Below are 24,469 nucleotides of genomic sequence, written 5' to 3'. Positions count from 1 at the left end.
CACGAACACCACGCACGCGCAGTGTTCGTGGCGAGAGTCGGGGTTTCTGCGGGGCCGGGTTCAGTCGGCGGTGCGGCGGGCGTAGTTGCGCAACGCGAACGGGGCGAACACCAGGGTGAGGATCACCGCCCAGATCAACGTCGACAACTCGGGGTACCGCAGTGGCAGGGCGGCCTCGGGACCCGCGGCCGGTCCGTTGCCCCACAGCACGCGCATCGCCTGCACCAGCGACGACATCGGATTCCATTCGGCGATCGTGCGCAGCCACGGCTGCATCGCGGCCGTGGGCACGAACGCGTTGGACACGAACGTGATCGGGAACAGCACCGAGAACATGAACCCGTTGACCGCCTCCACCGACCGCAGCCAGGACCCGATCATCACGCCGAACCAGATCATCCCGAACCCGAAAAGCAGCACCAGCAGGAACCCGAGCGCGCCCTCACCGACGGACGTGGTGATCCGCCAGCCGATGATGAGCCCGGTGATGGCCATGACGACGATGCCGATGGACGAGTGGATGAGGCTGGCGATGCTGCGTCCGATCAGCACCGACGACCGGCGGATGGGCAGCGACCGGAACCGGTCGACGATGCCCTTCTCGATGTCGGCGGTGATGCCGGTGGCGACGATGAACGCGGTGAACACGATGGTCTGACCCATGATGCCGGGCAACAGGTATTCCTTGTAGCTGACATCGGGGTCGCCGGTGCTGATCGCCGGACCGAACACGTACGCGAAGAGCACCACGAACATGATCGGCTGGATGGTCACGTCGGAGAGCATCTCGGGCATCCGGCGGGTGTGGATCAGGTTGCGTTTCACCATGATCCACGACTGTTGGGCGAGGTTCGTCTGGTGTGTGGTGGGGCGCTCGGCGATGGCGGAGGCGCCCGCGACGGTGGCGGTCATGAGGTTCTCTCGGTCGGTGTGGGCGCGGCGGCGTCACCGGCGCCGGGGTTCGGGGAATCGGTGTTCTCACTCTGCTCGGCACGGTGTCCGGTCAGCGAGAGGAAGACGTCGTCGAGGCTCGGGCGGGCCAAGCCGATGTCGTCGAGCGCGATCCCGGACTCGTCGAACCACCCGGCAACCCGGGTGAGATCCGACAGGCCGGCGGCCGCTGTGGTGAGCTTGCGGGCACCGCGGTCGACGAAGACCTCGTTGCCGCTCTTGGCCAGCAGCGCCTCGGCCTCGGCGAGGAGTTCGGCGTCGGACACCGTCACCACCACACTCGCGGCGCCGGCCTGCTCCTTCAGCTGCAGCGGCGTGCCCTCGGCGATGATGCGTCCCCGGTCGATCACCACGATGTTGTCGGCGAGCTGGTCGGCCTCCTCGAGGTACTGCGTGGTCAGCAGCAGAGTGGTGCCCGCGGCGACGAGCCCGCGCAGCACCTCCCACAGCTCGGTACGGCTACGGGGGTCCAGACCCGTGGTCGGCTCGTCGAGGAACAGCACCGGCGGGGCGGCGATGAGGCTGACGGCGAGGTCGAGCCGCCGCCGCATCCCACCGGAGTAGGCCTTGACCTCCTTGTCCCCGGCGTCGGTGAGCGAGAAACGTTCGAGCAGTTCGTCGGACCGTTTCGCCAGTTCGCGGCGGCCGATGCCGTAGAGGCCGCCGATCATGCGGAGGTTCTCGCGGCCGGTGAGGATCTCGTCGACCGTGGCGGCCTGACCGGTGAGACCCATGTTGCGGCGCACCATCTCCGGTTCGGTGACCACGTCGTACCCGGCGATCCGGGCCGAGCCGCTCGTCGGCAGCGACAGTGTGGTCATCATCCGGACCGTGGTGGTCTTGCCCGCCCCGTTGGGGCCGAGCAGGCCGAGCACCGAACCGGTGGGGACACGGAAGCCGACACCGTCGACGGCGGTGAAATCGCCGAAACGTTTGACGAGATCCACCGCCTCGATGGCGATGGACTCGGGGGACGCGGGTGCCTGATGAACAGGTGATGCGGTGGACTGTCGCATAATTCTCCACGGTATCGATCGACTCGGACAATGACGACGGGTTTTTCCGTCATGAGACCGACCGGACGCCGCCCCGGAAGTCATCGGTGCCGCGGGTCTAGGCGACCGGCTCGACCCGCTCCCTGGTGGTGGGGTCGTAGTACTTGTTCGCCTCGAGCACCTTCGCGCGCAACCGCCGGTATCCGCGCACCGACAGCGGCGAGATGGAGCGAACGTAGAACCGCTCGTCGTCGGCCAAGTCGTCGGCCACCGGTTCGCTGACGAGAGTCGTTCCGGGACGGGCAGATTCACACAATCTGGCGGAGATATTCACCGCCTCGCCGAACACGTCGCCCACGCGGCTGAGGATCTGGCCCCTGGCCAGTCCGATCCGCAACTGGGGGATCACCTTGCGCTCACCGAGTTCCTGGACGTCGAGTGCGGTCAGTGCGGCCGACGCGCTGTCGGAACAGGTGAACATCACCCCGTCTCCCAGTGTCTTCACCACCCGGCCGCCGTGCCGGGTCACCGCGCCGAACGTCTCCTCCTCGAATGACTCCAGGAGTTGTTCGAGATCGGCGAGCGCGGTGCGACGCGACATGCTGGTGTATCCGACGATGTCGGCGAAACCCACGACGAGTTCCATCCGTTCGTCGGATTCGCGTGCCTCGTCGCGCTCGAGTGCCTGGTCGAGATGTCGTCGCCAGATGAGCGTCTGGATCGCGCTCAGCGCGGAGGCCATCTGGTCCAGCGTCCACGGCACGTCGGGATTGCGTTCTAGTTCGGTGAGGATCTCGGCCTCCCAGTCGGCCAGCCGTGACATCGACTGGCCGATGGCCCGTGCCATGGCCACCTGGGCGTTGCGCGGCAAGGTGTGCTCGCTGTCGGCAAACATCGCCAGCGCGGTCACCTCGTCGGCGGTGAAGATCTTGTCCGGGGACTGATGCCTCGCGAAACCGAAAGCGTTCCACATCTTCTCGGCGTACTCCTGCGACAGGCCCAGTTCGCTCACCAGTTCGCCGCGGGTGAACTCGGGTCGTCGCGCGCCGGTCATCGACGGCCCGTACGTCGCACTGCAGTGCACCACGTCATGGGGGTAACCGTATCGGGAAACCGCTGTTCGTCCACAGAGGTCACCGATAGTGGGGCCAACCTGCACCGGTACATCCGAACGGGCCGTGCGGTGACCTTTCTGGCGGAAGCCCACTCAGATGTCGAGGACGCCCTTCATCAGAAAGCACATCTGCGCGCCGAAATCGGGTCGCGAGGTACCGCGCCGCATCCGGACCGCGTCGTTGACGATCGACAGCGCGGCGTGCACCGCCACCGCGCCCTGATCCATGCGAAGTCCGGGGTGCACGCGTGCGAGCAGGTCGATCCAGCGTCGTACGTAGCGGCGCTGCACGTCGAGCAACCCCGTCGCGGCCGGTTGTCCCGCCATCACTCCCGAACTGTTGAACGACACCGACAGATCCGGTGTGGAGGTGATCACCGTGACGTAGGACTCCACCAGCAGGCCGAGCAGTTTCGCCGGGTCGGCGGTGGAGGCCTGCGCGGCCATCACGCCCGCCTCCAGCCGCATCGCACTGCGTTGCCCCATCCCCACCAGGATCGCGAGCTTGGAGGAGAAGTGTTTGTAGACGCTCGGGCCGGTGATTCCCACCGCAGCGCCGATCTCGTCGATCCCCACATCGGTGTACCCGCGGTCGGCGAACAACGCGGCCGCCGCGTCGAGGATCTCGTCGCGCCGCGACACCGGCAGCCCGGCGACCGGCGCCGACACCGGCAACGCCGGCGCGGCACCCGGATCGAGTGACAGCAGCCGGTTGGTGAGCGTGGCCAGTTCGGCGTGCGCGCGCGCCGACGACATGCGGGTGCGATGCACCGACAAACTGCCTGCGACGCTCAGCGCCGCCCACGCCAGCGCCCGGCAGTCCCGCTCGTCGACGCCCGGGCGCTGCGCGGCGATCGCGATACCCCACCGGGCCAGCACCCCGCGGGTACGAGCCACCACCAGAGCGTTCTGCTCGTCGGTGAGGTAGTTGCTGGTCCAGCGCCACAACGACACCGACTCGGGGTGGCGAACCCCCAGATCGCACAGGATGTCGACCAGCTCGGGGATCGGCCGCCCGGCATCGGCGAGAGCGCGGTCGGTGCACGCCTCGAGATCGTCGACACCGGCCAGGACCGCGGCGCCCAACAGCGCCTGCTTGTCGGTGAAATGGCGATACACCGACGGCGCGGTGACCCCGGCCGCGCGGGCCACGTCGGCCACCGAGACATACGGGTAGCCGCGCTCGAGGAACAGCGACGCGGCATGGTCGACGAGTTGTCGCTTGCGGTCGGCGGGACGGGCCCGACGAGGTGCGCCCGAGGCGTCGCGGACCGGTTTCTCAGTAGGCATTGTGAATCGACCATAGCTCACATCGGGTGACCGAGGTGACAACGTGACCACCCGCTATGGTCAAACAAGTTATTCCGGGTTAGCCTCGAAGGGTAACCATCGCCGGTTCGTGTGAAAGGAACATTCGTGCCCGATCAAGCATTCATCTACGAGGCGATCCGCACGCCCCGTGGCAAGCAGCGCGGCGGATCGCTGCACAGCATCAAGCCGGTCGATCTGGCCTCCGGCCTCATCGACGAGGTCATCGCCCGTCACGGCAGCCTCGATCCCACCGAGGTCAACGACGTGATCCTCGGCGTGGTGTCGCCGGTCGGTGAGCAGGGCGCCGTGATCGCCCGCACCGCCGCGCTCAACGCAGGCCTCGAAGGCGTGCCGGGCACCCAGATCAACCGTTTCTGCGCGTCGGGTCTGGAGGCCACCAACCTGGCGGCCGCCAAGGTCGCGTCCGGCTTCGACGATCTGGTGCTCGCCGGTGGCGTCGAGTCGATGTCGCGGGTGCCGATGGGTAGCGACGGCGGCGCCCTGTTCATGGACCCCGCCACCGCCTACGACAACTACATCGTGCCGCAGGGCATCGGCGCCGACCTGATCGCCACCATCGAGGGCTTCAGCCGCGACGACGTCGACGCGTTCGCCGCCGAATCCCAGGAGCGTGCCGAAAAGGCATGGACCGGAGGCTACTTCGCGAAGTCCGTGGTCCCCGTCCGCGACCTCAACGGCGTGCTGGTCCTCGACCACGACGAGCACCGCCGCCCCGGTACCACCGCGGAACAGCTCGGCAAGCTCAAGCCCGCGTTCGCCGCACTCGCCGAGATGGCCGGCTTCGACGACGTGGCGCTGCAGAAGTACCACAGCGTGGAGAAGATCAACCACGTCCACACCGGCGGCAACAGCTCCGGCATCGTCGACGGCGCAGCCCTGGTGCTGCTCGGCAGCGAGGAGGCCGGCAAGCGCAACGGCCTCACCCCGCGCGGACGCGTGGTCAGCTTCGCCGAGGTGGGTAGCGAGCCCACCATCATGCTCACCGGCCCCACCCCGGCAACGGAATTGGCGCTGAAGAAGGCCGGGCTCACCGTCGACGACATCGACGTGTTCGAGCTCAACGAGGCATTCGCCTCGGTGGTCCTCAAGTGGATGAAGGATCTGAAGATCCCGCACGAGAAGGTCAACCGCAACGGCGGCGCCATCGCGATGGGTCACCCGCTCGGTGCCACCGGCGCGATGATCTTCGGTACCTGCCTCGACGAACTCGAGCGCACCGGCGGCCGCTACGGCCTGGTGACCCTGTGCATCGGCGGCGGCATGGGTGTCGCGACGGTCATCGAGCGTCTCTGACCCTTCGAGACGCTCGCAAGCTCGCTCCTCAGGGACCGGAACTACACAAAGGAACTTTTGAAAAGCAATGAGTGACAACATGATTGCCTGGGAGAAGGACGCCGACGGAGTGGTCGTCCTCACCATGGACGACCCGAACCAGGGCGCCAACACGATGAACCAGCTGTTCATCGACTCGATCGCCGCCACCGTCGACCGTCTCGAGGCCGAGAAGGACGACATCGCCGGCGTGGTGCTCACCTCGGCGAAGAAGACCTTCTTCGCCGGTGGCGACCTCAAGGACATGACCGCCGAGCGGACCGGGTCCAAGGAAGAGCTCGCCACCGCGATCAGCGAACGCACCAACGGCATGAAGAAGGTGCTGCGCCGCCTCGAGACGCTCGGCAAGCCCGTCGTCGCGGCCGTCAACGGTGCCGCGCTCGGCGGTGGCCTCGAGATCGCGCTGCACACCCACTACCGTGTCGCCGCGGACGTGAAGGGCAGCCAGCTCGGCCTGCCCGAGGTGACCCTCGGCCTGCTGCCCGGCGGCGGTGGTGTGGTGCGTACGGTGCGTCTGCTCGGTATGCAGAACGCGCTCATGGGCGTGCTGCTGCAGGGCCCGCGTCTCAAGCCGGCCAAGGCCAAGGAGATCGGTCTGGTCGACGAGGTGGTCGGCTCGGTCGACGAGCTGCTGCCCGCCGCCAAGGCGTGGATCGCGGCGAACCCCGAGGCCGCACAGCCGTGGGACAAGAAGGGCTACAAGATCCCGGGCGGTGCCCCCACCAACCCGTCGGTCGCGGCCAACCTGCCCGCCTTCCCGGCGTTGCTGCGCAAGCAGATCAAGGGCGCCAACATGCCCGCGCCGCGTGCCATCCTGGCCGCCGCGATCGAGGGTGCCTACGTCGACGTCGACACCGCCGACCTCGTGGAGACCCGCTACTTCGTCTCGCTGGTCACCGGCCAGGTGGCACAGAACATGATCAAGGCGTTCTTCTTCGACCTGCAGCACATCAACAACGGCGGCTCGCGCCCCGAGGGCTACCCGAAGTACACCGCCAAGAAGGTCGGCGTGATCGGTGCCGGCATGATGGGTGCGGCCATCGCATACGTGTCGGCCAAGGCCGGCATCGACGTGGTCCTCAAGGACGTCAGCCTCGAGGCCGCCGAACGTGGCAAGGGGTACGCGGTCAAGCTGGAGGAGAAGGCACTCTCGCGCGGTAAGACCACCGCGGAGAAGAGCGAGGAACTGCTCGCCCGCATCCACCCGACCGAGAAGGCCGAGGACTTCAAGGGCGTCGATCTGGTGATCGAGGCCGCGTTCGAGTCCGTCGAGGTCAAGAACAAGGTGTTCGCCGAGATCGAGGACATCGTCGAACCCGACGCGATCCTCGGTTCCAACACCTCCACGCTGCCGATCACCATCCTGGCGCAGGGCGTCAAGCGCCAGGAGGACTTCATCGGTATCCACTTCTTCTCGCCGGTCGACAAGATGCCGCTGGTGGAGATCATCCGCGGTGAGAAGACCTCGGATGCGGTGCTGGCCAAGGTGATCGACTACACGCTGCAGATCCGCAAGACCCCGATCGTGGTGCACGACAGCCGCGGATTCTTCACCAGCCGCGTGATCGGCACCTTCATCAACGAGGCCATTGCGGCCGTCGGAGAGGGCATCGAGCCCGCGTTCATCGAGCACGCCGGTAGCCAGGCCGGTTACCCCGCGCCGCCGCTGCAGCTCTCCGATGAGCTGAATCTCGTTCTGATGCAGAAGATCCGCAAGTCCGGTGAGGATGCCGCCAAGGCCGAGGGCACCGAGTTCCCGCAGCACGGCTCGTTCGCCGTCGTCGACTACCTCGTCGAGCAGGGCCGTCCGGGCAAGAAGGACGGTGCGGGCTTCTATGAGTACGACGAGAACGGCAAGCGCACCGGACTGTGGCCGGGCCTGCGCGAGAAGTTCAACTCGGGCTCCACCACCATCCCGTTCGAGGACATGCAGGAACGCATGCTGTTCGCCGAGGCACTCGAGACCGTCAAGTGCATCGACGAGGGCGTGATCACCTCGGTGCCCGACGCCAACATCGGTTCGATCTTCGGCATCGGCTTCCCGGCGTGGACCGGCGGTGTGGTGCAGTACATGAACCAGTACGAGGGCGGCCTGCAGGGCTTCGTCGACCGTGCCCGCGACCTCGCGTCGAAGTATGGCGAGCAGTTCGAACCGCCGCAGTTGCTGGTGGACAAGGCGGCCAAGGGTGAGAAGTTCTGACCCGTCGCTGACCTGAACCGATCGTCTCTGGATCGATCATCACCGAAGGCCCCGGCCGGACCCGTTCCGGCCGGGGCCTTCGGCGTAGGTCGGCCCGTGCGCAGAGGTAGATTTGCCCGGGTACAGAAGTATTGCTCGGCGCACAGGAGGAATCATGAAACTGTCGATCCGAAATCAACTGCCGGGCATCGTCACCGAGGTCCAGATCGGGGTGGTGTCGGCGGTGATCCACGTCCGGCTGAAGGACACCGACTACATTGTCACGTCGTCGATCACCAAAGAGGCGGCCGAGGACCTCGAACTCGCCGTCGGCAAGGACGTGACGGTACTGGTGAAGTCCAGCGAGGTGAGCCTCGGAGTGTGAGGCGCCCCGTCGTCGCCGCGACCCGCCCCTACGCGCTGCCGACGGGCAGCCGAGCAGATGCGGAGATGTTACGGTTGGTCTCGTCGAATCTGCGTCAGAACAGGGGCAGCAGTGTCGCAACTGCGGATCAAGAAGGCGGCCGAACTGATGGGCGTCAGCGACGACACGGTGCGCCGCTGGATCTCCGGTGGGGAGCTGCGCTCGCGCCGTGATGGCGCCGGACGCGCGGTGGTGGACGGCCGTGAGCTGGCCGAGTTGGCGCGCCGCAGGGCTCCGGCCGACACCGGTGACGGCACCGACGTCGTCCGCTCGGCCCGCAATCAGCTCGTGGGATTGGTCACCGCGGTCAAATCCGACCCGGTGATGTCGCAGGTTCACATGCAGTGCGGCCCATTCGAGATCACGTCGCTGATGAGCACCGACGCCGTCAACGAACTGGGGCTGGTGCCGGGCGAATTGGCCACTGCGGTGATCAAGGCGACGACGGTGATCGTCGAGAAGAAGGGAATCGGGCAGCAATGAGAAGTTTCGCAATCCGTGCCGGCATCGCGTCGGCGGCCGCGGTGCTGGGAGTGTGGGCGGTCGCAGGGTGTTCGAGCGATGACACGTCGACCGGGTCCACCTCACCGGCATCGGAGTCCGTCGCGTCGGGCACCGTGAACGTGGCCGCGGCAGCATCACTGAAGACCGGCTTCACCGAGTTGGCGGCGACCTTTGAGAAGCAGCATCCCGGCTCGAAGGTGTCGTTGCAGTTCGCGGGGTCGGCGACGCTGGCGAATCAGATCATCCAGGGGTCGCCGACCGACGTCTTCGCCAGCGCCGATGAGAAGAACATGGAGAAGATCGGAGACCGCGCGCTCGACCCGCAGATCTTCGCCACCAACACCCTCGTCATCGCGACCGCTCCCGGAAACCCCAAGAAGATCACCGGATTGAAGGATCTCGCCAACCCCGACATCAAGACCGCCGTCTGTGCCATCCCGCAGCCGTGCGGAAACGCCAGCGCGGCAGTCGAGAAGAACGCGGGGGTCACCATAACCCCGACCACCGAGGAGCCCTCGGTGACCGCGGTGCTCACCAAGGTGACCAGCGGACAGGTCGACGCCGGACTCGTATACGTCACCGACGCGAAGTCGGCGGGAGACAAGGTGTCCACCGTCAGCGACCCCGCGTTTGCGTCCGTGGTCAACAAGTACCCGATCACGGTGATCAAGGGCAGCAAGAGTGAGGCGCTGGGCAAGGAGTTCGTGGCGCTGGTGCTCTCCCCGGAGGGTCGGCAAGTGTTGGCGCGGTTGGGGTTCGGGGCTCCGTGACCGCGGGCGTCGGCGCCCACCGTGACGTCCGTGCCCACCGTGACGTCGCTGCCACCGGTGACGTCCGTGCACACCGTGATGTCCGGGTGATTCCCCGATGGACGTATGTCCCTGCACTGCTGGGGATTGCCCTGATCGTGGTGCCGCCGGCCGCGATGCTCATTCGTACCCCGTGGGACCAGTTCTGGTCACAGGTCACCTCCACGTCATCGCTGCAGGCCCTGGAACTCTCGCTGCGGACCGCTTCCGTCAGTACCGTCGCGTGTGTGGTGCTCGGGGTGCCGATGGCCATGGTGTTCGCCGCCTCCGACGGCCTGGGTATCCGGGTGATCCGATCGCTGGTGTTGCTCCCATTGGTGCTGCCGCCGGTGGTGGGAGGTCTCGCCCTGCTCTACACCTTCGGGCGCTTCGGTCTGATCGGAAAGCCGTTGTCGGCGTGGGGGATCGACATCGGATTCACCACCACCGCGGTGGTGCTCGCGCAGACGTTCGTGGCGCTGCCGTTTCTGGTGATCAGCGTGGAGGGCGCGCTACGCACCCTGGGGTCGCGCTATCAGCAGCTCGCATCGACGCTGGGCGCGAGCCCGACCCAGGTGCTCTGGCGGATCACGGTGCCGCTCATGCTGCCCGCGCTGCTCGCGGGCATGGTGCTGTCGTTCGCCCGGGCGATGGGCGAATTCGGCGCCACCATCACCTTCGCCGGCAACGCGCCGGGAGTGACGCAGACGGCGCCGCTGGCCATCTACGTGGCTCAGATCGACGATCCGGATCAGGCGTTGCCGCTGTCTTTGGTGCTGGTGCTGATCTCGCTGGCGGTGGTGGTGGCCGTGCACGGCCGCCGTGGCGGCGCGGCAGGGTCGCCGGTGTGAGCGTTCGGACGAAACCGGCGGTCGCCGACACCGGACTTCACGTCTCGGTCCGTAATCGTGTGCCGCCACTCGACGTCGACATCGAGGTTCCCGCCGGTGGTGCACTGGCCGTGATGGGGCCCAACGGGGCGGGCAAGACCACCCTGCTGCACGTCGTCGCCGGGCTGCTGCGGCCCGACGGGCCGGCGTCGATCTCCCTCGGCGGCACCGAACTGGTGGGCCGGGGCCGATTCGTGCCACCGTCACGACGCGGGATCGCGCTACTCACCCAGGATGCCGGGCTGTTCCCCCATCTGACGGTGCGCCAGAATGTGGCCTTCGCGCCGACCGTGGCGCGGGTCGGTCGCCGCGCGGTGGCCGACCGGACCGATCATTGGCTCGAGGTCACCGAGACCAGCGACCTCGCCGACCGGAAGCCCGCGCAACTGTCCGGCGGTCAGGCGCAGCGCGTGGCGATCGCCCGGGCGATGGCCGCACAACCCCGGCTGTTGCTCCTCGACGAGCCGCTGCGGGCGCTCGATGTCGCGGTGGCCGCACGGATTCGGGCATTGCTGCGTACCGCGCTCGCCGACAACGGTCAGACCGCATTGTTCGTCACCCACGACGTCGTCGACGCGGTGATGCTCGCGCAGTCCGTGGTGATCATCGACGGCGGGCGCGTGGCCGAGCACCGCGACGTACGAAGGTTGCTGTCGGCGCCCCGCAGCGAATTCGGTTCTCAGCTCGCCGGTCTGACCCTGCTGGAGGGCACCTGGGACGGGCGTCACCTGCACACCCCGGTGGGTGAGGTCACCGGAGAGGCCGGTGACGGCCTGGTGGAGGGGGGCCGGGGTTTCGCGGTGTTCGCGCCGTCGGCGGTGTCGCTCTTCACGCGCCGACCCGAAGGAGCGAGCCCGCGAAACATCTTTACCGCCAACGTTCTTCAGGTGGAGCCGCACGACGATCGGGCGCGGGTGCGTGCCACGAGTGCGGGCGTGGACCTCAGTGCCGAGGTCACCTGGGAGTCGGTGACCGAACTCGGCATCGACGCCGGTGTGTCGCTGTATCTGACGGTGAAGGCACCCGACGTCCGGATCTATGCGTGAGCAGACCTCACACGCCGGCCAGGAACGCCGCCACCGTCGCCTCGAAGGCCTCCTTGGCCTCGATCATCACCCAGTGACCGCAGCGCGGGAACACGTGCAGTTGCGCGTCGGGGATCAGTCGCATCGGCACCATCGCCATGTCCGGCGGACTCACCCGGTCGTCACGACCCCACGTGAGCAGGGTGGGGCAGGACACCTTGTGCATCATCGACCAGTACGGCGGCGCATCCGACGATGCCAGGAACTGCTGCTGCATCTCGAAAGCCGCCGACGAGTACATCATCCGCGCCGTCTGCTGCGCGTCGGGATCGATCGCGGCCTGCCAGCGCTCCTCGATGAGCTCTTCGGTCACCAGGGCGCGGTCGTAGACCATCGACTGCAGCCACCGGATGAGCCGGTCGCGGTCGGGGGCGTCGGTGAACTCCTGCAGCAGCCGCAATCCCTCGCTGGGGTTCGGGCTGAACACATTGGGGCCCACACCGCCGATGGTGACCAATGCGCGTACCCGCTGCGGCTTCTTGATGGCGAGATTGATGCCGACGACCCCGCCCATCGAGTTGCCGATCACCGCGGCGTCGTCGATGCCCAACGCGTCCATGAATCGGATCACCGACGAGCCGGCCGACAGCACCGGATGTCCCTCCACCGGATCGCTCACCCCGAATCCGGGGAACTCGAGGACGAAGCAGTGGTGGGTGCGGGCGAAGAAGCCCAGATTGCCGCGATAGTTTCGCCAGCCGGTCACCCCCGGCCCCGAACCGTGCAGCAGGATCAGCGGGGGCGCCGACCGGTCACCGGCCTCGTGATACCGCAGGACGCCCTGCTCGGTGGCCAGTTCGCGCTTCGTCGCATCGTAGGAGACATCCACCGACCCAGACTAGAACGTGTTCTAGTTCTTGTCACGGGCGCCGCGGGTGGGTGGGCTCAGGCGTTGAGCGCCTCGTCGTCTTCCTCACCGAAGGTGTCCTCGAGCGTCTCCGGGGAGTGGTCGACGTCGATCTCGGCGACCGGCCGCCCGCGCGCGGACGCGATGGCACCGAGGCGCCGGTGCGCGCGGTCGGCGGCGTAGGCGACGAATTCGGAGTTGTCGATGCCGAACGGGGGTTCGTCGAACTGGGTGTTGGTCCACTCGATGAGCCCGAGCGCCAGCGGCATGAGCTCGCTCATCCGGGTGACCACCACATCCCAGAGCGCGTCGTCGGCGGCCACATGCCGCCGGCAGGTGAACGTGCCCCACGCCATGTGCCTGCGCTCGTCGTCGCCGATGAAGCGGATGAGCCGTTGCATGCCGGGCAGGATGCCGCGCCGGGTACACACGCGCTGCCAGGCGTAATAGCCGGTGAGTGCCAGCGTGCCCTCGATCACGTGGTTGTAGGTGACGCTCGCGCGGACCTGGTTGCGCGGCGACGGGTCGGCGTCGAGACGATGCAGCGAATCGGGGAGTTCCTCGAAGAAGAGTTGGCGGTAGTACGGATTGTCGGAGACGAACGGGTTCAGCTCCCCGGTGAGGCCCACGGCGTCCATCCACAGGCGGAAGACCTCGGTGTGCTTGGCCTCCTCGAAACAGAACTGCGTCAGGTACATCTCGTCGCCGAAGCGGCCCTCGGCGGCCATCGCCCGCATGAACGGCTGGATGTCCTGGGTGACGGCCTCCTCGCCCGCGACGAACTCCGACACCAGGAAGGTGGCGCTGCGCCGCTGCTCGTCGGTCATCTCCGCCCAGTCCGCGGCGTCGCGGGACAGATCGATCGCGGTGGGGTCCCAGAACCGGGCATTGCCCTTCATGAACAGGCGCAGCGGAAACGACGACCAGTCGAACCCGCCGCGACGCAACGACGCGAAGTCGTCGCGACCGGTGGCGGAGCTCTCCGCGATGGTCATCCGGGCACCTGCTAACGATCGTTCACCTTGGGTCAAACGACGTTAACGCTGCGGGCGGGGGTCGCGCGGGCACTTCTGGAGAACTCTCAGCTTTGGCGTCCGGCCGGCGGATCAGGAGTCCTTGCGCGCGAGTGCGCTCGGCCACCAGATTCGGCGTCCGATGTCGATCGACAACGCGGGGACGAGCAGGGTGCGCACGATCAGGGTGTCGATGAGGACGCCGAAGGCCACCAGGAACGCCACCTGCACGAGGAACAGCAGCGGGATCACCGCCAGCGCCGCGAAGGTCGCCGCGAGGACCACACCGGCCGACGTGATCACGCCGCCGGTGGCGGTGAGCCCGCGGATCACCCCTTCGCGGGTGCCGTGCCGGATCGATTCCTCCCGCACCCGCGTCATCAGGAAGATGTTGTAGTCGATGCCGAGAGCCACCAGGAACACGAATGCGAACAACGGGACCACCGGGTCGGCGCCGGGAAAGCCGAAGGGGCCGTTGAACAACAGTGCCGACACACCGAGGGTGGTCGCGAAGGACAGCACGGTGCTGGCCAGCAGGATCGCCGGTGCCAGCAGGCTGCGCAGCAGCAGCACCAGCACGGCGAACACCACCAGCAGCACCACCGGGATGATGACGTTGCGGTCGCGGATCGCGGTGGTCCTGGTGTCCAGGTCGATCGCGGTGGTGCCGCCGACCAGCGCGTCCGCGCGCGGAATCGTGTGCACCTTGGAGCGGATGTCGGCGACGGTGTCCTGCGCGGCCAGCGAGTCGGCGTTGTCGCGCAGGGTGGCCTCGATGGCCACCCTGCCGTCCTTGACGACGGGCACGCCGCCCTGCTCGAGCACGTTGGCCTCGGCGACGCCGTCCACCGAACGCACCGCGTCGACGACCTGATCGGTCTGCGACGAGTCGGCGATGATCCAGGTGGGCGAGCCGCTACCGGCCTCGAAGTGCTGGGCCTGGATCTGCGCTCCGCGCACCGAGTCGACGGTGCCCAGGAAGTAGTCGGTCTGGGCGATGCCGTCGGAGCGGAACATCGGCGCGAAGGCCGCCCCGATCAACAACACCACCAGGGTGCCTGCCCAGACCGCACGCGGACGTGCCGCCACCCATTCGGCGATGTTGTGCCACAACCGGTGCGTGCTGTCCGCGTCGGCCCCGTCGGGGTCGCTGCCGGCGGGGTTGCTGCCGTCGGGGGTGTGGTCGGACAGTTTCGGCCGGAGCGGCCAGAACGCCGTGCGGCCGAGGAGCGCGAGCACCGCGGGCAGGAACGTCATCGACGCGAGGAAGGACCCGACGATGCCGATCGCGGCGACCGGACCGAGGCTGCGATTGGAATTGAGATCCGACAGCAGCAGACACAGCACACCGAGGATGACGGTGCCCGCCGAGGCACCCACCGGTTCGATGGTGGCCCGCCAGGCGCGGCGGATCGCGGCGTACTTGTCGGCGGTCTGCGTGAGTTCCTCACGGAATCTCGACACCAGCAGCAGCGCGTAGTCGGTGGCGGCGCCGAACACCAGGATGAACAAGATGCCCTGGCTCTGCCCGTTGAGTTCGAGCACGCCGTGCTTGGTGAGGAAGTACACCGCACCGGAGGCCAGACCCAGCGCGGACACCGCGGAGATGAGCACCACGAACGGCAGGATGGGGCTGCGGTAGACCACGACGAGGATCACGATCACCACGGCGCCGGCGACGAGCAGCAGCAGGCCGTCGATTCCGGCGAACGCCTCGCCGAGGTCGGCGATCTGTCCGGCCGGGCCGGTGACGAGCACGGTCAAACCGTCGGGTGGATCGGCGAGCGCGTCGCGCAGCTTCTCCACCGTGTCGGCGGGTTCGCCCGCGGTGGCGATCGGAACGATCAGCTCGGCGGCCTTACCGTCCTCCGAGCGGATCGCCGGGGAGAACGTCTGACCGAATCCCGTCGAACCGGCCAACGGCGCGGTCTTGGTGGCCAGGAAGGCGCCGTCGGCATCGGTCAGTCCCGATCCGCGCTCCGCGACGACGATCGCGGGGACGTAGTCGGTGTTCTGGAAATCCTCCAGCAGCTTGTTGACCCGGGTCGACTCGGCCGACGCGGGCAGGAACGCGCTGTTGTCGTTCGTCGACACCGACGAGAGCTTGCCCGCGAACGGACCGGTGAACGCGCCGATCGCGATCCACGCCAGCAGCGCCAGCGCGGGGATCAACCACCGCAGACGGGTAGTGGACGGCCGTGACTGCTCGCGCGTCGCCATGGACCCCATCCTGTCATCTGAACGACCGGTGAGGGTGAGACAACTCGAGCACAAGGCTGTGCACGAAACCGGAGAACCTCGTAAAGCGCACTCCGAGCCGTGTGAATTGCGAATAGTATGAAACCGCAAATTCAATGGACGAAGCCGACTCAACGGACGAAATGGAGAAGGCGATGAGTTTCACCCCGGCCATGGACGAAGCGGTCGAGGCCATGACCGCCCTGCTCAATGAGCGTTTGGCCGATCACGAGGACGACGTCGTCGCCGTGCTCACCAAGGCATCCACCGGAGATCTACCGATGGTCGAGACCCTCACGGACTCCGACCGCGCGATCATGCGAACGATCTTCGGGCTCCTCGTCGACATCGGACCCGGCACGTTGTGGAAAGAACTGCAGCCGGTGATGGGGACCGTGCTGTCGCGCGCCAAGGACGGCTCGAACGCCGGCGACCACAAATCGAGCATCCTCGGTCTGTTCGACAAGATCCTCCACGGCCTCGTCGCACGCGGATCACGCATGTTCTCCGACCACGGGCTGCCCGGCGTCGCGGTGCTGACCCTCAGCTACGTCTTCTACGAGGACTTTCACGATCCGCAACCGGAGAAGGGCGTCTACGACGTCGCGGGCACCGCCTTCGAGAAGGTGAAGTGGATCTACCGCTACTGGTTCAACCAGATCGAGGTGGTGGAGCAGGGGTCCGGGCTCGCCGACTTCTTCGCCGACCAGGTGCTGACCCCTGGGCATCTGCCCGAGCTCACCGACGCGTCGACGCGCTCGGTGGTGTCGCTGTGGTGTGCCGGCGATCTGCTGGCCGTCGACGTACTGGTTCCGGAGAACACCGACCGGTTGTTCGAGGACATCGCCGACTTCTACAGCAGTGCCGACATCGTCAGCGCGAACCTCGAATCCACTGTGTCCAAGGATGATCCGATCGGTCGGCATCAGTCGCCCGGCCTGGCGGCACAGATGAACACCTCGCAGGACATGTTCGACCGGTTCGTCGACGACGCGAAGATCAACTACTTCAGCGTGGCCACCAACCACTGCCTCGACTGGGGCGAGCGCGGCATCCTCAATACCCTCGACGTGCTGGCGAAGTCGGGCGCCCACTATTCGGGAACCGCCGCGAGCCAGGCCGAGCAGGATGACGTCGTGGTGGTGGACCGCAATGGCATCAAGGTGGGTCTGTTGTCGTTCACCTTCGACGTGAACGATCAGCCCTGGCCGGACGGCAAGCCGTACCTGGCCAACATGGTGCGCGTCAACGACGCCGACCCCGCCCCCGACTACACGCTCGTCGAACGCCACGTCGCCGCGGCCAAGGCCAAGGGTGCTGAATACATTGTGGCGTACTGTCATTGGGGCTGGGAGTTCGAGATGCACCCGCACGCCAACGTGGTGAAGGCGGCCCACGAGATCGTCGCCCGAGGGGTGGATGTGATCCTGGGCAATCACCCGCACGTCAGTCAGCCGGCGCAGGTGATCGAGCGTGATGGCAAACCCAACGCGCTGGTGACCTATGCCTTCGGCGACTTCGTGAGCTATCACCCCTATAGCCGGAATTCGAAGTTCGCGTGGGCGATCAAGTTCGACATCGAGAAGATCGTCACCGGCGACGACACCGTGGTGTCGTGGCGGAATCTGCAGGCGCTGCCCATCTACATCGTGAACAGTGACCTCGGTGATGGTCGATACGACTGCCGCATCGTCAAATTCGAGAACGTGCTGGCCGATCCGGACGGATACGGACTCACCGATCGCGAGAAGTCGGAACTGCCGCACCTGCGGGATGTGGTGTGGGACAAGATTCTCGCGCCCCTCTCACACATCCCCGCCGATGGGTGACCGCCGGTCAGTCGTCGTCGCCCTGCGACGATGACTTCCGGCGGGACTCGACGAGGACGGTGAGGAACCGGATCCCGAGTCCGAGGAGGATGAAGCTGCTGGCCATCTGCACCGACACCGCGATCCGGGCGGCCTGCGTGGCCGGGGTGATGTCACCGAACCCGGTGGTGGTGAACACCGTCAGGCTGAAATAGAGCGCGTCGACCCGGGTGAGGCGGACGGTGAAACTCCCGTCCGCGTACTCGGAGAACATGAAGTACATGGTGGCGAACGAGACGATGTAGAAGGTGGCGAGCGCCACCAGCATCTCCAACGCTGCGGCCACCGGAAACTTCGAGTGGATGAAGTGCCGGACCTCCCAGAAGACAAAACCCGCCAGGAGCAGTGCGCCACAGATGAATCCGACGAGCTTGACGTCGCTCTCCCGGTTGATCGGCAGCAGGAAGTAGCCGACGAGCAGGATCACGCCCGCCAGGATGGGACGGACGACCGCCGAGATCAGCTGGGCGTTGGTGTACTGCCGCCCCTCGAACTCGCGGTTCGCGCCGGAGCTACCAGATTCGGACACGGTCGGCGTCCGGAAGGTAGAGGGCATCACCTTCGGCCACGTCGAACGCGTCGTAGAACGCGTCGATGTTGCGGACCACCCCGTTGCACCGGAACTCCGGCGGTGAGTGCGGATCGATCGACAGTCGTCGGATGGCCTCGGCATCACGGGTTTTGGTGCGCCAGATCTGGGCCCAACTGTAGAACACGCGCTGCACGCCGGTGAGACCGTCGATCACCGGTGGAGTGGCAGGCTCGGTGGCGAGACGGTAGGCGACCAGCGCGATCGAGAGCCCGCCGAGATCGCCGATGTTCTCGCCGATGGTGAACTCACCGTTCACCGTGTACTTCGGATCGAGTCCCTCGGGGGTGAACGCGCTGTACTGCTCGATCAGTTTGCGTGTGCGGGAAGCAAATTCGCTGCGATCGTCGTCGCTCCACCAATCCACGAGGTTGCCGTCGCCGTCGTACTTGGCGCCCTGATCGTCAAAACCGTGACCGATCTCGTGTCCGATCACGGCGCCGATGCCGCCGTAGTTGGCGGCGTCGTCGGCGTCGGGATCGAAGAACGGCGGTTGCAGGATGGCCGCCGGGAAGACGATCTCGTTCATTCCCGGGTTGTAATAGGCGTTCACGGTCTGCGGCGTCATGAACCATTCGTCGCGATCGACCGGCGCGCCGATCTTGGCGAACTCCCGCTCCTGTTCGAACGACGATGCCCGCGCGACGTTTCCGATCAGATCGCCCCGGTCCACGGCCAGCGCGCTGTAATCGCGCCACTGCGCGGGGTAGCCGATCTTGGGGGTGAACTTGTCGAGTTTGGCCAGGGCGCGTTCCCGTGTGGTGGGCGTCATCCACGGCAGGTCGGAGATGTTACGGCGGTAGGCGGCAACCAGATTGGCGATGAGATCGTCCATCCGGGCCTTGGCCTCGGGTGGGAAGTGCTGCTCGACGTACAGCTTCCCGACGGCGAAACCCATCGCGCCCTCGACGAAGGCCACTGCGCGCTTCCAGCGGTCCCGGATGGCCTCGGTGCCGGTCAGGGTGCGACCGTAGAAATCGAAGTTCGCCGCCACGAACGGCTCGGAGAGATACGGGGCCGCGCTGTGCAGCAGGCGCCACGTGAGCCAGGTCTTCCAGTGCGCCAGCGGCGATTGCTCGACCAGCGTGGTCACGTCCTCGACGAAGGAGGGCTGACCGACAACGACCTCGGCGAAGGTGGTGTCACCGACCGTGCCCAGCCCTCCGAACCATTCGTGCAGATCGAAGCCCGCTGCCGCCGAATCGAACTCGCCGAGGGTCATCAGGTTGTAGGTGAGTTCGGCGTCCCGGCGGCGCACCACGTCCCAGTGGTGGCCGGCGATCGCCGTCTCGAGGTTCAGCACCGTCGTGGCGCGCTCGTCGGCGTCGTCGTGACCGGCGAGGGCGAACATCTCGGCCACGTGGGCGCGGTAGGCGTCGCGGGTGTCGGCGTGCTTGTCCTCGCGGTAGTACGACTCGTCGGGCAGCCCGAGGCCCGACTGCACCACGTGCACCAGATAGCGATCCGAGCGCCGCGAATCGGTGTCGACGTAGAGGCCGAAGAGCCCGCCGACGCCGTGACGCTGGAGCCTGCCGAGACGGCGGGCGAACGCGGCGACGGAGTCGATCGCCTCGATGGCCTCCAGCTCACCCTGGATGGGGCCGATGCCGAGCGCCTCGATGTGGTCGGTGTTCATGAACGATGCGTACAGATCCCCGATCTTCACCGCGTCGCTGCCGCTGGGCGGGTCCGACTCGGCGCACGCGGTGATGATGTCGCGGACGTTCTCCTCGGCACGGTCACGCAGCACGTGGAACGCGCCGTCGACCGAGCGGTCGTCGGGGATCACGTGCGAGTCGAGCCATTTGCCGTTGACGTGCACGAACAGATCGTCTTGGACACGCACCGACTCGTCGATCCATTCGAGGTCGAGTCCGGACGGGGCGGCATCGGTCTTCGAAGCAGTCACGCACTCCATCCTGTCATCCCCGTCGAGATTTTTCGGCGCCGCGGGATCCGTCACACCTCTCCGAGGGCGACGTCCATCGCCCACACCAGGATCTCCGCCCCGGCCTCGCCCGCGGTCAGCGCGATCTCGCCGGTGTCGGTGCCACGGCAGGCGTCGCCGGCCGACAGGGTCACATCCGCCGGCGTATCGGCGCTCACCGAACCGGCGACGACGAAGACGTGCAGGAACCGTGCCGCCGGCAACGAGGCCACGCCGCCGGGCGGCAGACGCGCGGCATACAGCGTGGCGCGCCGATTGGCGATGTGGATGGCGGCATCGACGTCGGGATTTCCCGACGCCACCGTCACGAGTCCGCCGCCGGCGAGATCGGCGGAGATGTCCCACTGCTCGTAGGACGGTTCGATGCCGTGGTCGTCGGGCGCCAGCCACATCTGGATGTAGTGCGCGGGCTGGGTTCCGCTGCCGTCGAGGCCGGGCCAGGCGTCGTTGCGCTCGGAGTGTTCGACGCCCGAACCGGCGCTCATGCGCTGTGCGAGCCCCGGATAGATCACCCCGGAGTGCCCCGCCGAGTCGCGATGCACCAGGCTGCCGGACACCATCCACGTGACGATTTCCGACTCCTGGTGCCAATGTGGCTCGAATCCGCGTCCAGGTAGTAAAAGTTCTTCATTCGATGCAATGAGTACGCCGTGGTGGGTGTTGGATGGGTCGTAGAGGTCGCCGAATGAAAAGGAATGGCGGGAGGTCAGCCAATCAGTAGAGGTCAGACCCCGATCTCCGGACCGTTGCAGCGTGAAGCCCATGGGCCATTATCGGCACATGGGTCCGGAGTGTCGACGGGCCGGCATCGAGCCGTGTCCGACGACCCCGCGGTACGCACCGGCCGCCATCGTCGTCCGGGCGACGATATCCCGCCTCGCGTCACCCGTCCCGCAGCCGCGCCGCGCGCCGTGGAAACCGCGCCGCGTGTGACGGACCCGAGTGTGACGCACAAGGTAGGCGTGACGGATAAGGCGCGTGCGCCGGGCGACGCCGAATCTGTGTCCGGCCGCCCGGTCACAGCTGCGCGAGACCCGATCGTGACCGGTCCGATCCCCGTTTGCAAGCCAGGGGGATCGCAATCGGATGTGACTAGAGTGAAAATTGTGAACATGAAGTATCGCTTGAGGTGGGCTGCGCTCGTCGCGTGCCTGGTGGTCGGTGCGGCGGGCGGAGTGGCCACCTGGCAGTTGGCCTCCACCGGCCCCGACACCGGTGCAGCGGCTGCCATCGGCGAGTTCGCGTCGGCGCTGGGGAGGCAGGACGCGGGTGCCGCGGCGAAGTTCACCACCGCGCCCGGGCAGGCCGGCGAAGCGCTCACACAGACCCTGCAGGCGATGGGTGCCCAGCGGGTGGACGTCTCGGTGGTCAAACCGGTCGAATACAGCGACGGGACCGCCTCCTTCGGCTTGAACACCACCTACCGGTGGGCGGCGGACCGCACCTTCGAGGCCAGTAGTTCGGGTACCGCTCGGCACCTGTCGACGGGCTGGAAGATCACCTGGGAGCCCGCGGTCATCTATCCGGGGCTTCCGGTGGGCGGGAATCTGCGCGAGATCCGCACCGACGCCACGCCTGCGCCCTCGGTGCGCAGCATGTCGGGGCGTGACTTCATGTATCTCCAGCCGGTCAACGAGATCATCCTGGACCCGGCGCAGACCCGGAACGTCGACGGCTCGGTGCGGGCGCTGGCCCGCACCCTGGCCCCGATCGCCCCGCTCGTCACCAGTGATGTGCTCAACCAGAAACTCTCGGCCGCGCAGGGCAAGCCGATCACCGCGGTCACGCTCCGCAACTCCGACATGGAGGTGCTCACCAGCAACCCGAACGTGGTGCCCGGTGTCACGGTCCGCAAGGCCGGGATGCTGGTGATGGCCGATCGGCGCCTGTCGTCTCCGCTCGAGGCGGGTCTCACGAACTATTGGCAGGCGATCCGCGACGCCACCGCGGGCTGGCAGGTGCAGATGGTGGGACCGGGGATGGCGCCGCGTCGACTCGCCGGCGCCCAGGGGCCACCCGGACCCAGCGTCAACACCACCATCGACCAGGGTCTGCAGCTCACGTTGGGTGACGCCGCCGTCGAGGTCGGGCAGCCGGCCACCATCCTGGCCCTCGACGCGAAGACCGGCGGCATCCTGGGGATGGCGCAGAACGGTTACGCCGCCGACCGCGGCATCAACGTCGACCAGGCGTATCCGGTGGGCTCGACGCTCGACCCGGTGCTGTCGGCGGCCGACCGCGCCGCCACCGCCAACCAGGAGTCGGTCCAGGCCGTGCTCGACCGTCTCGGTCTGGGCGTGCAGTTCACCGTTCCCGGTGCCAGCACACCCACGTCGCCGCAGCCCGGTGTGGCCACGATCGACTTCCGCCCCGACGCCCCGACGATGTCGATGATGAACATGGCCGCCCTCGGCGTGGCCATGGCGCGCGCCGATACCGGCACGATGACCTCGGTGGCGCCCTTCGTCATCAAGGGCGCGTCGACGAAGGTCGTGGGCGGCAAACTCGGCGATTTCGACACGGCCCTGAGCGGTCCGATCCTGCGGGCCATGGCGGTCACCGCGAAGACCGGGGACGCCAGCGATCTCACCTCCGCCCCGGGCCTCAAGGCGCTCGTGGGCACCAACGGCCCGCAGGGTCCCGGCTGGTTCGTCGGAGTCCAGGGCGGCAAGGTGCTCGTGATCTACACCGAGGGTGCGAAGTCGGGAACCGCGGCGCTGCAGGTGGCCCAGAAGTATTTCCGGATCAGGTAGTACTTCCGGATCAGGTGAGGGTGCGCGTACGGGTCAGGTATGCCGCCACCGCTCGCCAGCCGAGCAGGAACACGCCGAGCGCGACACTCGCCACGATGACGAAGCTGACCGCGACGCCCTGATGAAGCAGGAAACGCAGGATCATCCCGACCGCCACCGTGCAGACCCACACGACCAGACCCGCGGGGACGATACGTTCGGGCCGGAAGTGGTGGCCGAACCATTCGGATGACTCGACGTGGGAGTACACGTAGGCGATCGACCAGCCCGCGGCCGCCCCCACCAGGAACGGCCAGAGTGTCTGGACGACGCCGAGCGGCGTGAACCCCTCGTGATGGCTGGACCGGCCGATGAGCACGAACACCGTCACCGCGATCGCATCGAGAAGGGCCGACACCGGCATCGGAAGGCCGGTGGACTGCCCAGGCGTGGTGTCCGCCGCGTCAGACCTCGACATGGTGCTCAACCGTAGCGCGTCGTGCGCTCAGCGGGAACCGGAGGTCCCCTCGTCGGGTCGGCGGGCGGGGTCGAACGCACCCGCGGCGATGTCCTGGTCGATTTCCTGCTCGATCGTGTCGTCGCTGCGGATGCGTGACCGGAACCGCAGCAGCACCACCACCCAGCCGATGGCCGCGATCAGCACATAACTGATGATCCGGTAGACGAGAACGGCCGTCAGCGCGTCCGCGGCCGGCATTCCGGCGCTGGTCAGCGCTGGGACGAGCACAGCGTCGACAACGCCGATACCTCCCGGCAGCAATGGCACGGCGGTGCCCACCGCCTTGCCCGCCGCGTAGGCCACCATCAATCCGGCGATCCCCGGGTGGGCGCCCACCGCCCAGCACGCGAACATCAGACAGGCGACGTCGGCAACCCAGTTGAACAGGCTCCAGCCGAAGGCGACGGTGGTGTCGCGTCGGCTCAACTGCACCGCGCGCAGCTGCTCGAGGGTCTCACTGAGCCTGCTGATCCCGTGATCCTGCGGCTTGCTCCGCATCTGGTTGAGCCAGCCGAGCAACCGCTCCCCGGTGGACTGGAGTGACTCCGGGTGGCTGGCGAGGTATTGCAGGACCACCGCCACGGCCACGAATCCGACGACGGAGAAGATCACCGAGAACGGGCTGGTCTTGGCGCCGGCGAGGACCGCACCGCCGAAGCCGAGTACGGCGAGTCCGATCCCGGCCAGCAGACCCGACATCACCACCTGCCACGAGGCGACGACCGGCGTCGCACCCCATTTGCGCGTCTCCCGGTAGGTGAAGGCGGGGGCGATCACCTGACCGCCCGGCATCGTCTGACTCAACGAGTTGGCCGCGAGCACCACCGCCAGCGACTGCATCTGCCGGACGCGCACCCCCGCCGAGCGCAGCAATGCGCGCTGGACCTGCGCGAAACTGTCCATGGACAGCACCGCGGCCACCACACACGCGACCAGCCAGACCCAGTCGAGATCTCCGATCCGGTGCGCGGCCTGCTCCAGTTTTGGCCAGATCAGCACCACCTCCACCGCCAGCACCACGAGAACGACGGCGAGCAACACCCAGCGCAGCCACCAGAATCGTGGTCGGGGAGCAGCGGTACCGTCGACCGCCGGAGAATCCGACCTCATATCGCACACC

21 protein-coding genes are annotated in these 24,469 nt (G+C 67.1%); 9 read left to right on the top strand and 12 right to left on the bottom strand.

Annotation, left to right across the window (positions count from 1 at the left end):
* Positions 1 to 60: 60 nt before the first annotated feature.
* The 4 genes from ACWDSI_RS10895 to ACWDSI_RS10880 all read right to left on the bottom strand — a co-directional run bounded on the left by ACWDSI_RS10895 (position 61) and on the right by ACWDSI_RS10880 (position 4,350).
* A complete protein-coding gene (locus ACWDSI_RS10895; RefSeq protein WP_449747599.1) occupies positions 61 to 912 on the bottom strand; it encodes an ABC transporter permease in 852 nt (283 codons plus the stop codon).
* Entirely contained in the window at positions 909 to 1,967 is a 1,059-nt protein-coding gene (locus ACWDSI_RS10890) for an ATP-binding cassette domain-containing protein (protein ID WP_449747600.1), read from the bottom strand. The genes ACWDSI_RS10895 and ACWDSI_RS10890 overlap by 4 nt, the downstream gene beginning before the upstream one ends.
* Before the next feature lie 97 nt (positions 1,968 to 2,064).
* Positions 2,065 to 3,000, bottom strand: coding sequence for an adenylate/guanylate cyclase domain-containing protein (locus ACWDSI_RS10885; RefSeq protein ID WP_449747699.1), 936 nt, complete (start codon positions 2,998 to 3,000; stop codon positions 2,065 to 2,067).
* A 153-nt stretch (positions 3,001 to 3,153) separates the two neighbouring features.
* Positions 3,154 to 4,350 (bottom strand): TetR/AcrR family transcriptional regulator, encoded by a 1,197-nt coding sequence (locus ACWDSI_RS10880; protein WP_449756547.1) that lies wholly within the window; start codon positions 4,348 to 4,350, stop codon positions 3,154 to 3,156.
* Between the two features lie 126 nt (positions 4,351 to 4,476).
* Here ACWDSI_RS10880 and ACWDSI_RS10875 point away from each other — a divergent pair, with 126 nt between their 5' ends.
* The 7 genes from ACWDSI_RS10875 to ACWDSI_RS10845 all read left to right on the top strand — a co-directional run bounded on the left by ACWDSI_RS10875 (position 4,477) and on the right by ACWDSI_RS10845 (position 11,555).
* Positions 4,477 to 5,685, top strand: a complete 1,209-nt coding sequence (locus tag ACWDSI_RS10875; protein WP_449747602.1) for an acetyl-CoA C-acetyltransferase — start codon at positions 4,477 to 4,479, stop codon at positions 5,683 to 5,685.
* Positions 5,686 to 5,752: 67 nt separating this feature from the next.
* Positions 5,753 to 7,924, top strand: coding sequence for a 3-hydroxyacyl-CoA dehydrogenase NAD-binding domain-containing protein (locus ACWDSI_RS10870; RefSeq protein ID WP_449756546.1), 2,172 nt, complete (start codon positions 5,753 to 5,755; stop codon positions 7,922 to 7,924).
* Between the two features lie 154 nt (positions 7,925 to 8,078).
* Complete coding sequence (locus ACWDSI_RS10865) at positions 8,079 to 8,288, top strand: TOBE domain-containing protein (RefSeq protein ID WP_449756545.1); 210 nt, start codon at positions 8,079 to 8,081, stop codon at positions 8,286 to 8,288.
* A gap of 111 nt (positions 8,289 to 8,399) precedes the next feature.
* Positions 8,400 to 8,810 (top strand): TOBE domain-containing protein, encoded by a 411-nt coding sequence (locus ACWDSI_RS10860; protein WP_449747605.1) that lies wholly within the window; start codon positions 8,400 to 8,402, stop codon positions 8,808 to 8,810.
* On the top strand, positions 8,807 to 9,601 hold the full coding sequence (gene modA, locus ACWDSI_RS10855; RefSeq protein WP_449747606.1) for a molybdate ABC transporter substrate-binding protein: 795 nt from the start codon (positions 8,807 to 8,809) through the stop codon (positions 9,599 to 9,601). Before ACWDSI_RS10860 ends, modA begins: the two co-directional genes overlap by 4 nt.
* A complete protein-coding gene (locus ACWDSI_RS10850) occupies positions 9,598 to 10,470 on the top strand; it encodes an ABC transporter permease (RefSeq protein WP_449756544.1) in 873 nt (290 codons plus the stop codon). Before modA ends, ACWDSI_RS10850 begins: the two co-directional genes overlap by 4 nt.
* Positions 10,467 to 11,555, top strand: a complete 1,089-nt coding sequence (locus ACWDSI_RS10845) for a sulfate/molybdate ABC transporter ATP-binding protein (protein WP_449756543.1) — start codon at positions 10,467 to 10,469, stop codon at positions 11,553 to 11,555. Before ACWDSI_RS10850 ends, ACWDSI_RS10845 begins: the two co-directional genes overlap by 4 nt.
* Before the next feature lie 7 nt (positions 11,556 to 11,562).
* Here the strand turns inward: ACWDSI_RS10845 and ACWDSI_RS10840 are convergent, their stop codons facing one another.
* The 3 genes from ACWDSI_RS10840 to ACWDSI_RS10830 all read right to left on the bottom strand — a co-directional run bounded on the left by ACWDSI_RS10840 (position 11,563) and on the right by ACWDSI_RS10830 (position 15,683).
* The gene (locus ACWDSI_RS10840; protein WP_449756542.1) at positions 11,563 to 12,423 is read right to left on the bottom strand and encodes an alpha/beta fold hydrolase; all 861 of its coding nucleotides are present in this window, start codon (positions 12,421 to 12,423) and stop codon (positions 11,563 to 11,565) included.
* A gap of 56 nt (positions 12,424 to 12,479) precedes the next feature.
* A complete protein-coding gene (locus ACWDSI_RS10835; protein ID WP_449747610.1) occupies positions 12,480 to 13,436 on the bottom strand; it encodes a R2-like ligand-binding oxidase in 957 nt (318 codons plus the stop codon).
* Between the two features lie 111 nt (positions 13,437 to 13,547).
* Positions 13,548 to 15,683: an MMPL family transporter gene (locus ACWDSI_RS10830; protein ID WP_449756541.1), complete on the bottom strand. Its 2,136-nt coding sequence runs from the start codon at positions 15,681 to 15,683 to the stop codon at positions 13,548 to 13,550.
* A gap of 164 nt (positions 15,684 to 15,847) precedes the next feature.
* Here ACWDSI_RS10830 and ACWDSI_RS10825 point away from each other — a divergent pair, with 164 nt between their 5' ends.
* Complete coding sequence (locus ACWDSI_RS10825) at positions 15,848 to 17,521, top strand: CapA family protein (protein WP_449756539.1); 1,674 nt, start codon at positions 15,848 to 15,850, stop codon at positions 17,519 to 17,521.
* A 7-nt stretch (positions 17,522 to 17,528) separates the two neighbouring features.
* Here the strand turns inward: ACWDSI_RS10825 and ACWDSI_RS10820 are convergent, their stop codons facing one another.
* From ACWDSI_RS10820 to ACWDSI_RS10810, 3 genes are read right to left on the bottom strand one after another with little or no spacing between them, the layout of a single operon-like run.
* Positions 17,529 to 18,089: a potassium channel family protein gene (locus tag ACWDSI_RS10820; RefSeq protein ID WP_449747613.1), complete on the bottom strand. Its 561-nt coding sequence runs from the start codon at positions 18,087 to 18,089 to the stop codon at positions 17,529 to 17,531.
* Positions 18,073 to 20,067, bottom strand: coding sequence for a M13 family metallopeptidase (locus ACWDSI_RS10815; RefSeq protein ID WP_449747614.1), 1,995 nt, complete (start codon positions 20,065 to 20,067; stop codon positions 18,073 to 18,075). The genes ACWDSI_RS10820 and ACWDSI_RS10815 overlap by 17 nt, the downstream gene beginning before the upstream one ends.
* 41 nt (positions 20,068 to 20,108) lie before the next feature.
* Entirely contained in the window at positions 20,109 to 20,861 is a 753-nt protein-coding gene (locus tag ACWDSI_RS10810; RefSeq protein WP_449756538.1) for a pirin family protein, read from the bottom strand.
* A 348-nt stretch (positions 20,862 to 21,209) separates the two neighbouring features.
* On the opposite strand from ACWDSI_RS10810, the gene ACWDSI_RS10805 reads away from it, so the two are divergent.
* The gene (locus tag ACWDSI_RS10805) at positions 21,210 to 22,850 is read left to right on the top strand and encodes an NTF2-like N-terminal transpeptidase domain-containing protein (RefSeq protein ID WP_449747616.1); all 1,641 of its coding nucleotides are present in this window, start codon (positions 21,210 to 21,212) and stop codon (positions 22,848 to 22,850) included.
* A 10-nt stretch (positions 22,851 to 22,860) separates the two neighbouring features.
* Here the strand turns inward: ACWDSI_RS10805 and ACWDSI_RS10800 are convergent, their stop codons facing one another.
* On the bottom strand, positions 22,861 to 23,307 hold the full coding sequence (locus tag ACWDSI_RS10800; RefSeq protein WP_449747617.1) for a DUF3054 domain-containing protein: 447 nt from the start codon (positions 23,305 to 23,307) through the stop codon (positions 22,861 to 22,863).
* Between the two features lie 27 nt (positions 23,308 to 23,334).
* Positions 23,335 to 24,459: a lysylphosphatidylglycerol synthase transmembrane domain-containing protein gene (locus tag ACWDSI_RS10795; protein ID WP_449747618.1), complete on the bottom strand. Its 1,125-nt coding sequence runs from the start codon at positions 24,457 to 24,459 to the stop codon at positions 23,335 to 23,337.
* Positions 24,460 to 24,469: the final 10 nt, after the last annotated feature.

The sequence above is a fragment of the Gordonia sp. NPDC003429 genome (assembly GCF_053588575.1).
The sequence above is the reverse complement of the archived record's forward strand: the minus strand, read 5'-3'. Positions and strand labels throughout refer to the sequence as shown.

Bases quoted from the DNA above. Each gene is read 5' to 3' on its own strand.
- ACWDSI_RS10870 (WP_449756546.1), top strand. From the start codon at position 5,753: ATGAGTGACAACATGATTGCCTGGGAGAAGGACGCCGACGGAGTGGTC.
- ACWDSI_RS10895 (WP_449747599.1), bottom strand. From the start codon at position 912: ATGACCGCCACCGTCGCGGGCGCCTCCGCCATCGCCGAGCGCCCCACC.
- ACWDSI_RS10885 (WP_449747699.1), bottom strand. From the start codon at position 3,000: ATGACCGGCGCGCGACGACCCGAGTTCACCCGCGGCGAACTGGTGAGC.
- ACWDSI_RS10810 (WP_449756538.1), bottom strand. From the start codon at position 20,861: ATGGGCTTCACGCTGCAACGGTCCGGAGATCGGGGTCTGACCTCTACT.
- ACWDSI_RS10890 (WP_449747600.1), bottom strand. From the start codon at position 1,967: ATGCGACAGTCCACCGCATCACCTGTTCATCAGGCACCCGCGTCCCCC.
- ACWDSI_RS10865 (WP_449756545.1), top strand. From the start codon at position 8,079: ATGAAACTGTCGATCCGAAATCAACTGCCGGGCATCGTCACCGAGGTC.
- ACWDSI_RS10880 (WP_449756547.1), bottom strand. From the start codon at position 4,350: ATGCCTACTGAGAAACCGGTCCGCGACGCCTCGGGCGCACCTCGTCGG.
- ACWDSI_RS10795 (WP_449747618.1), bottom strand. From the start codon at position 24,459: ATGAGGTCGGATTCTCCGGCGGTCGACGGTACCGCTGCTCCCCGACCA.
- ACWDSI_RS10805 (WP_449747616.1), top strand. From the start codon at position 21,210: ATGAAGTATCGCTTGAGGTGGGCTGCGCTCGTCGCGTGCCTGGTGGTC.
- ACWDSI_RS10825 (WP_449756539.1), top strand. From the start codon at position 15,848: ATGAGTTTCACCCCGGCCATGGACGAAGCGGTCGAGGCCATGACCGCC.
- ACWDSI_RS10835 (WP_449747610.1), bottom strand. From the start codon at position 13,436: ATGACCATCGCGGAGAGCTCCGCCACCGGTCGCGACGACTTCGCGTCG.
- modA (WP_449747606.1), top strand. From the start codon at position 8,807: ATGAGAAGTTTCGCAATCCGTGCCGGCATCGCGTCGGCGGCCGCGGTG.
- ACWDSI_RS10800 (WP_449747617.1), bottom strand. From the start codon at position 23,307: ATGTCGAGGTCTGACGCGGCGGACACCACGCCTGGGCAGTCCACCGGC.
- ACWDSI_RS10815 (WP_449747614.1), bottom strand. From the start codon at position 20,067: ATGGAGTGCGTGACTGCTTCGAAGACCGATGCCGCCCCGTCCGGACTC.
- ACWDSI_RS10830 (WP_449756541.1), bottom strand. From the start codon at position 15,683: ATGGGGTCCATGGCGACGCGCGAGCAGTCACGGCCGTCCACTACCCGT.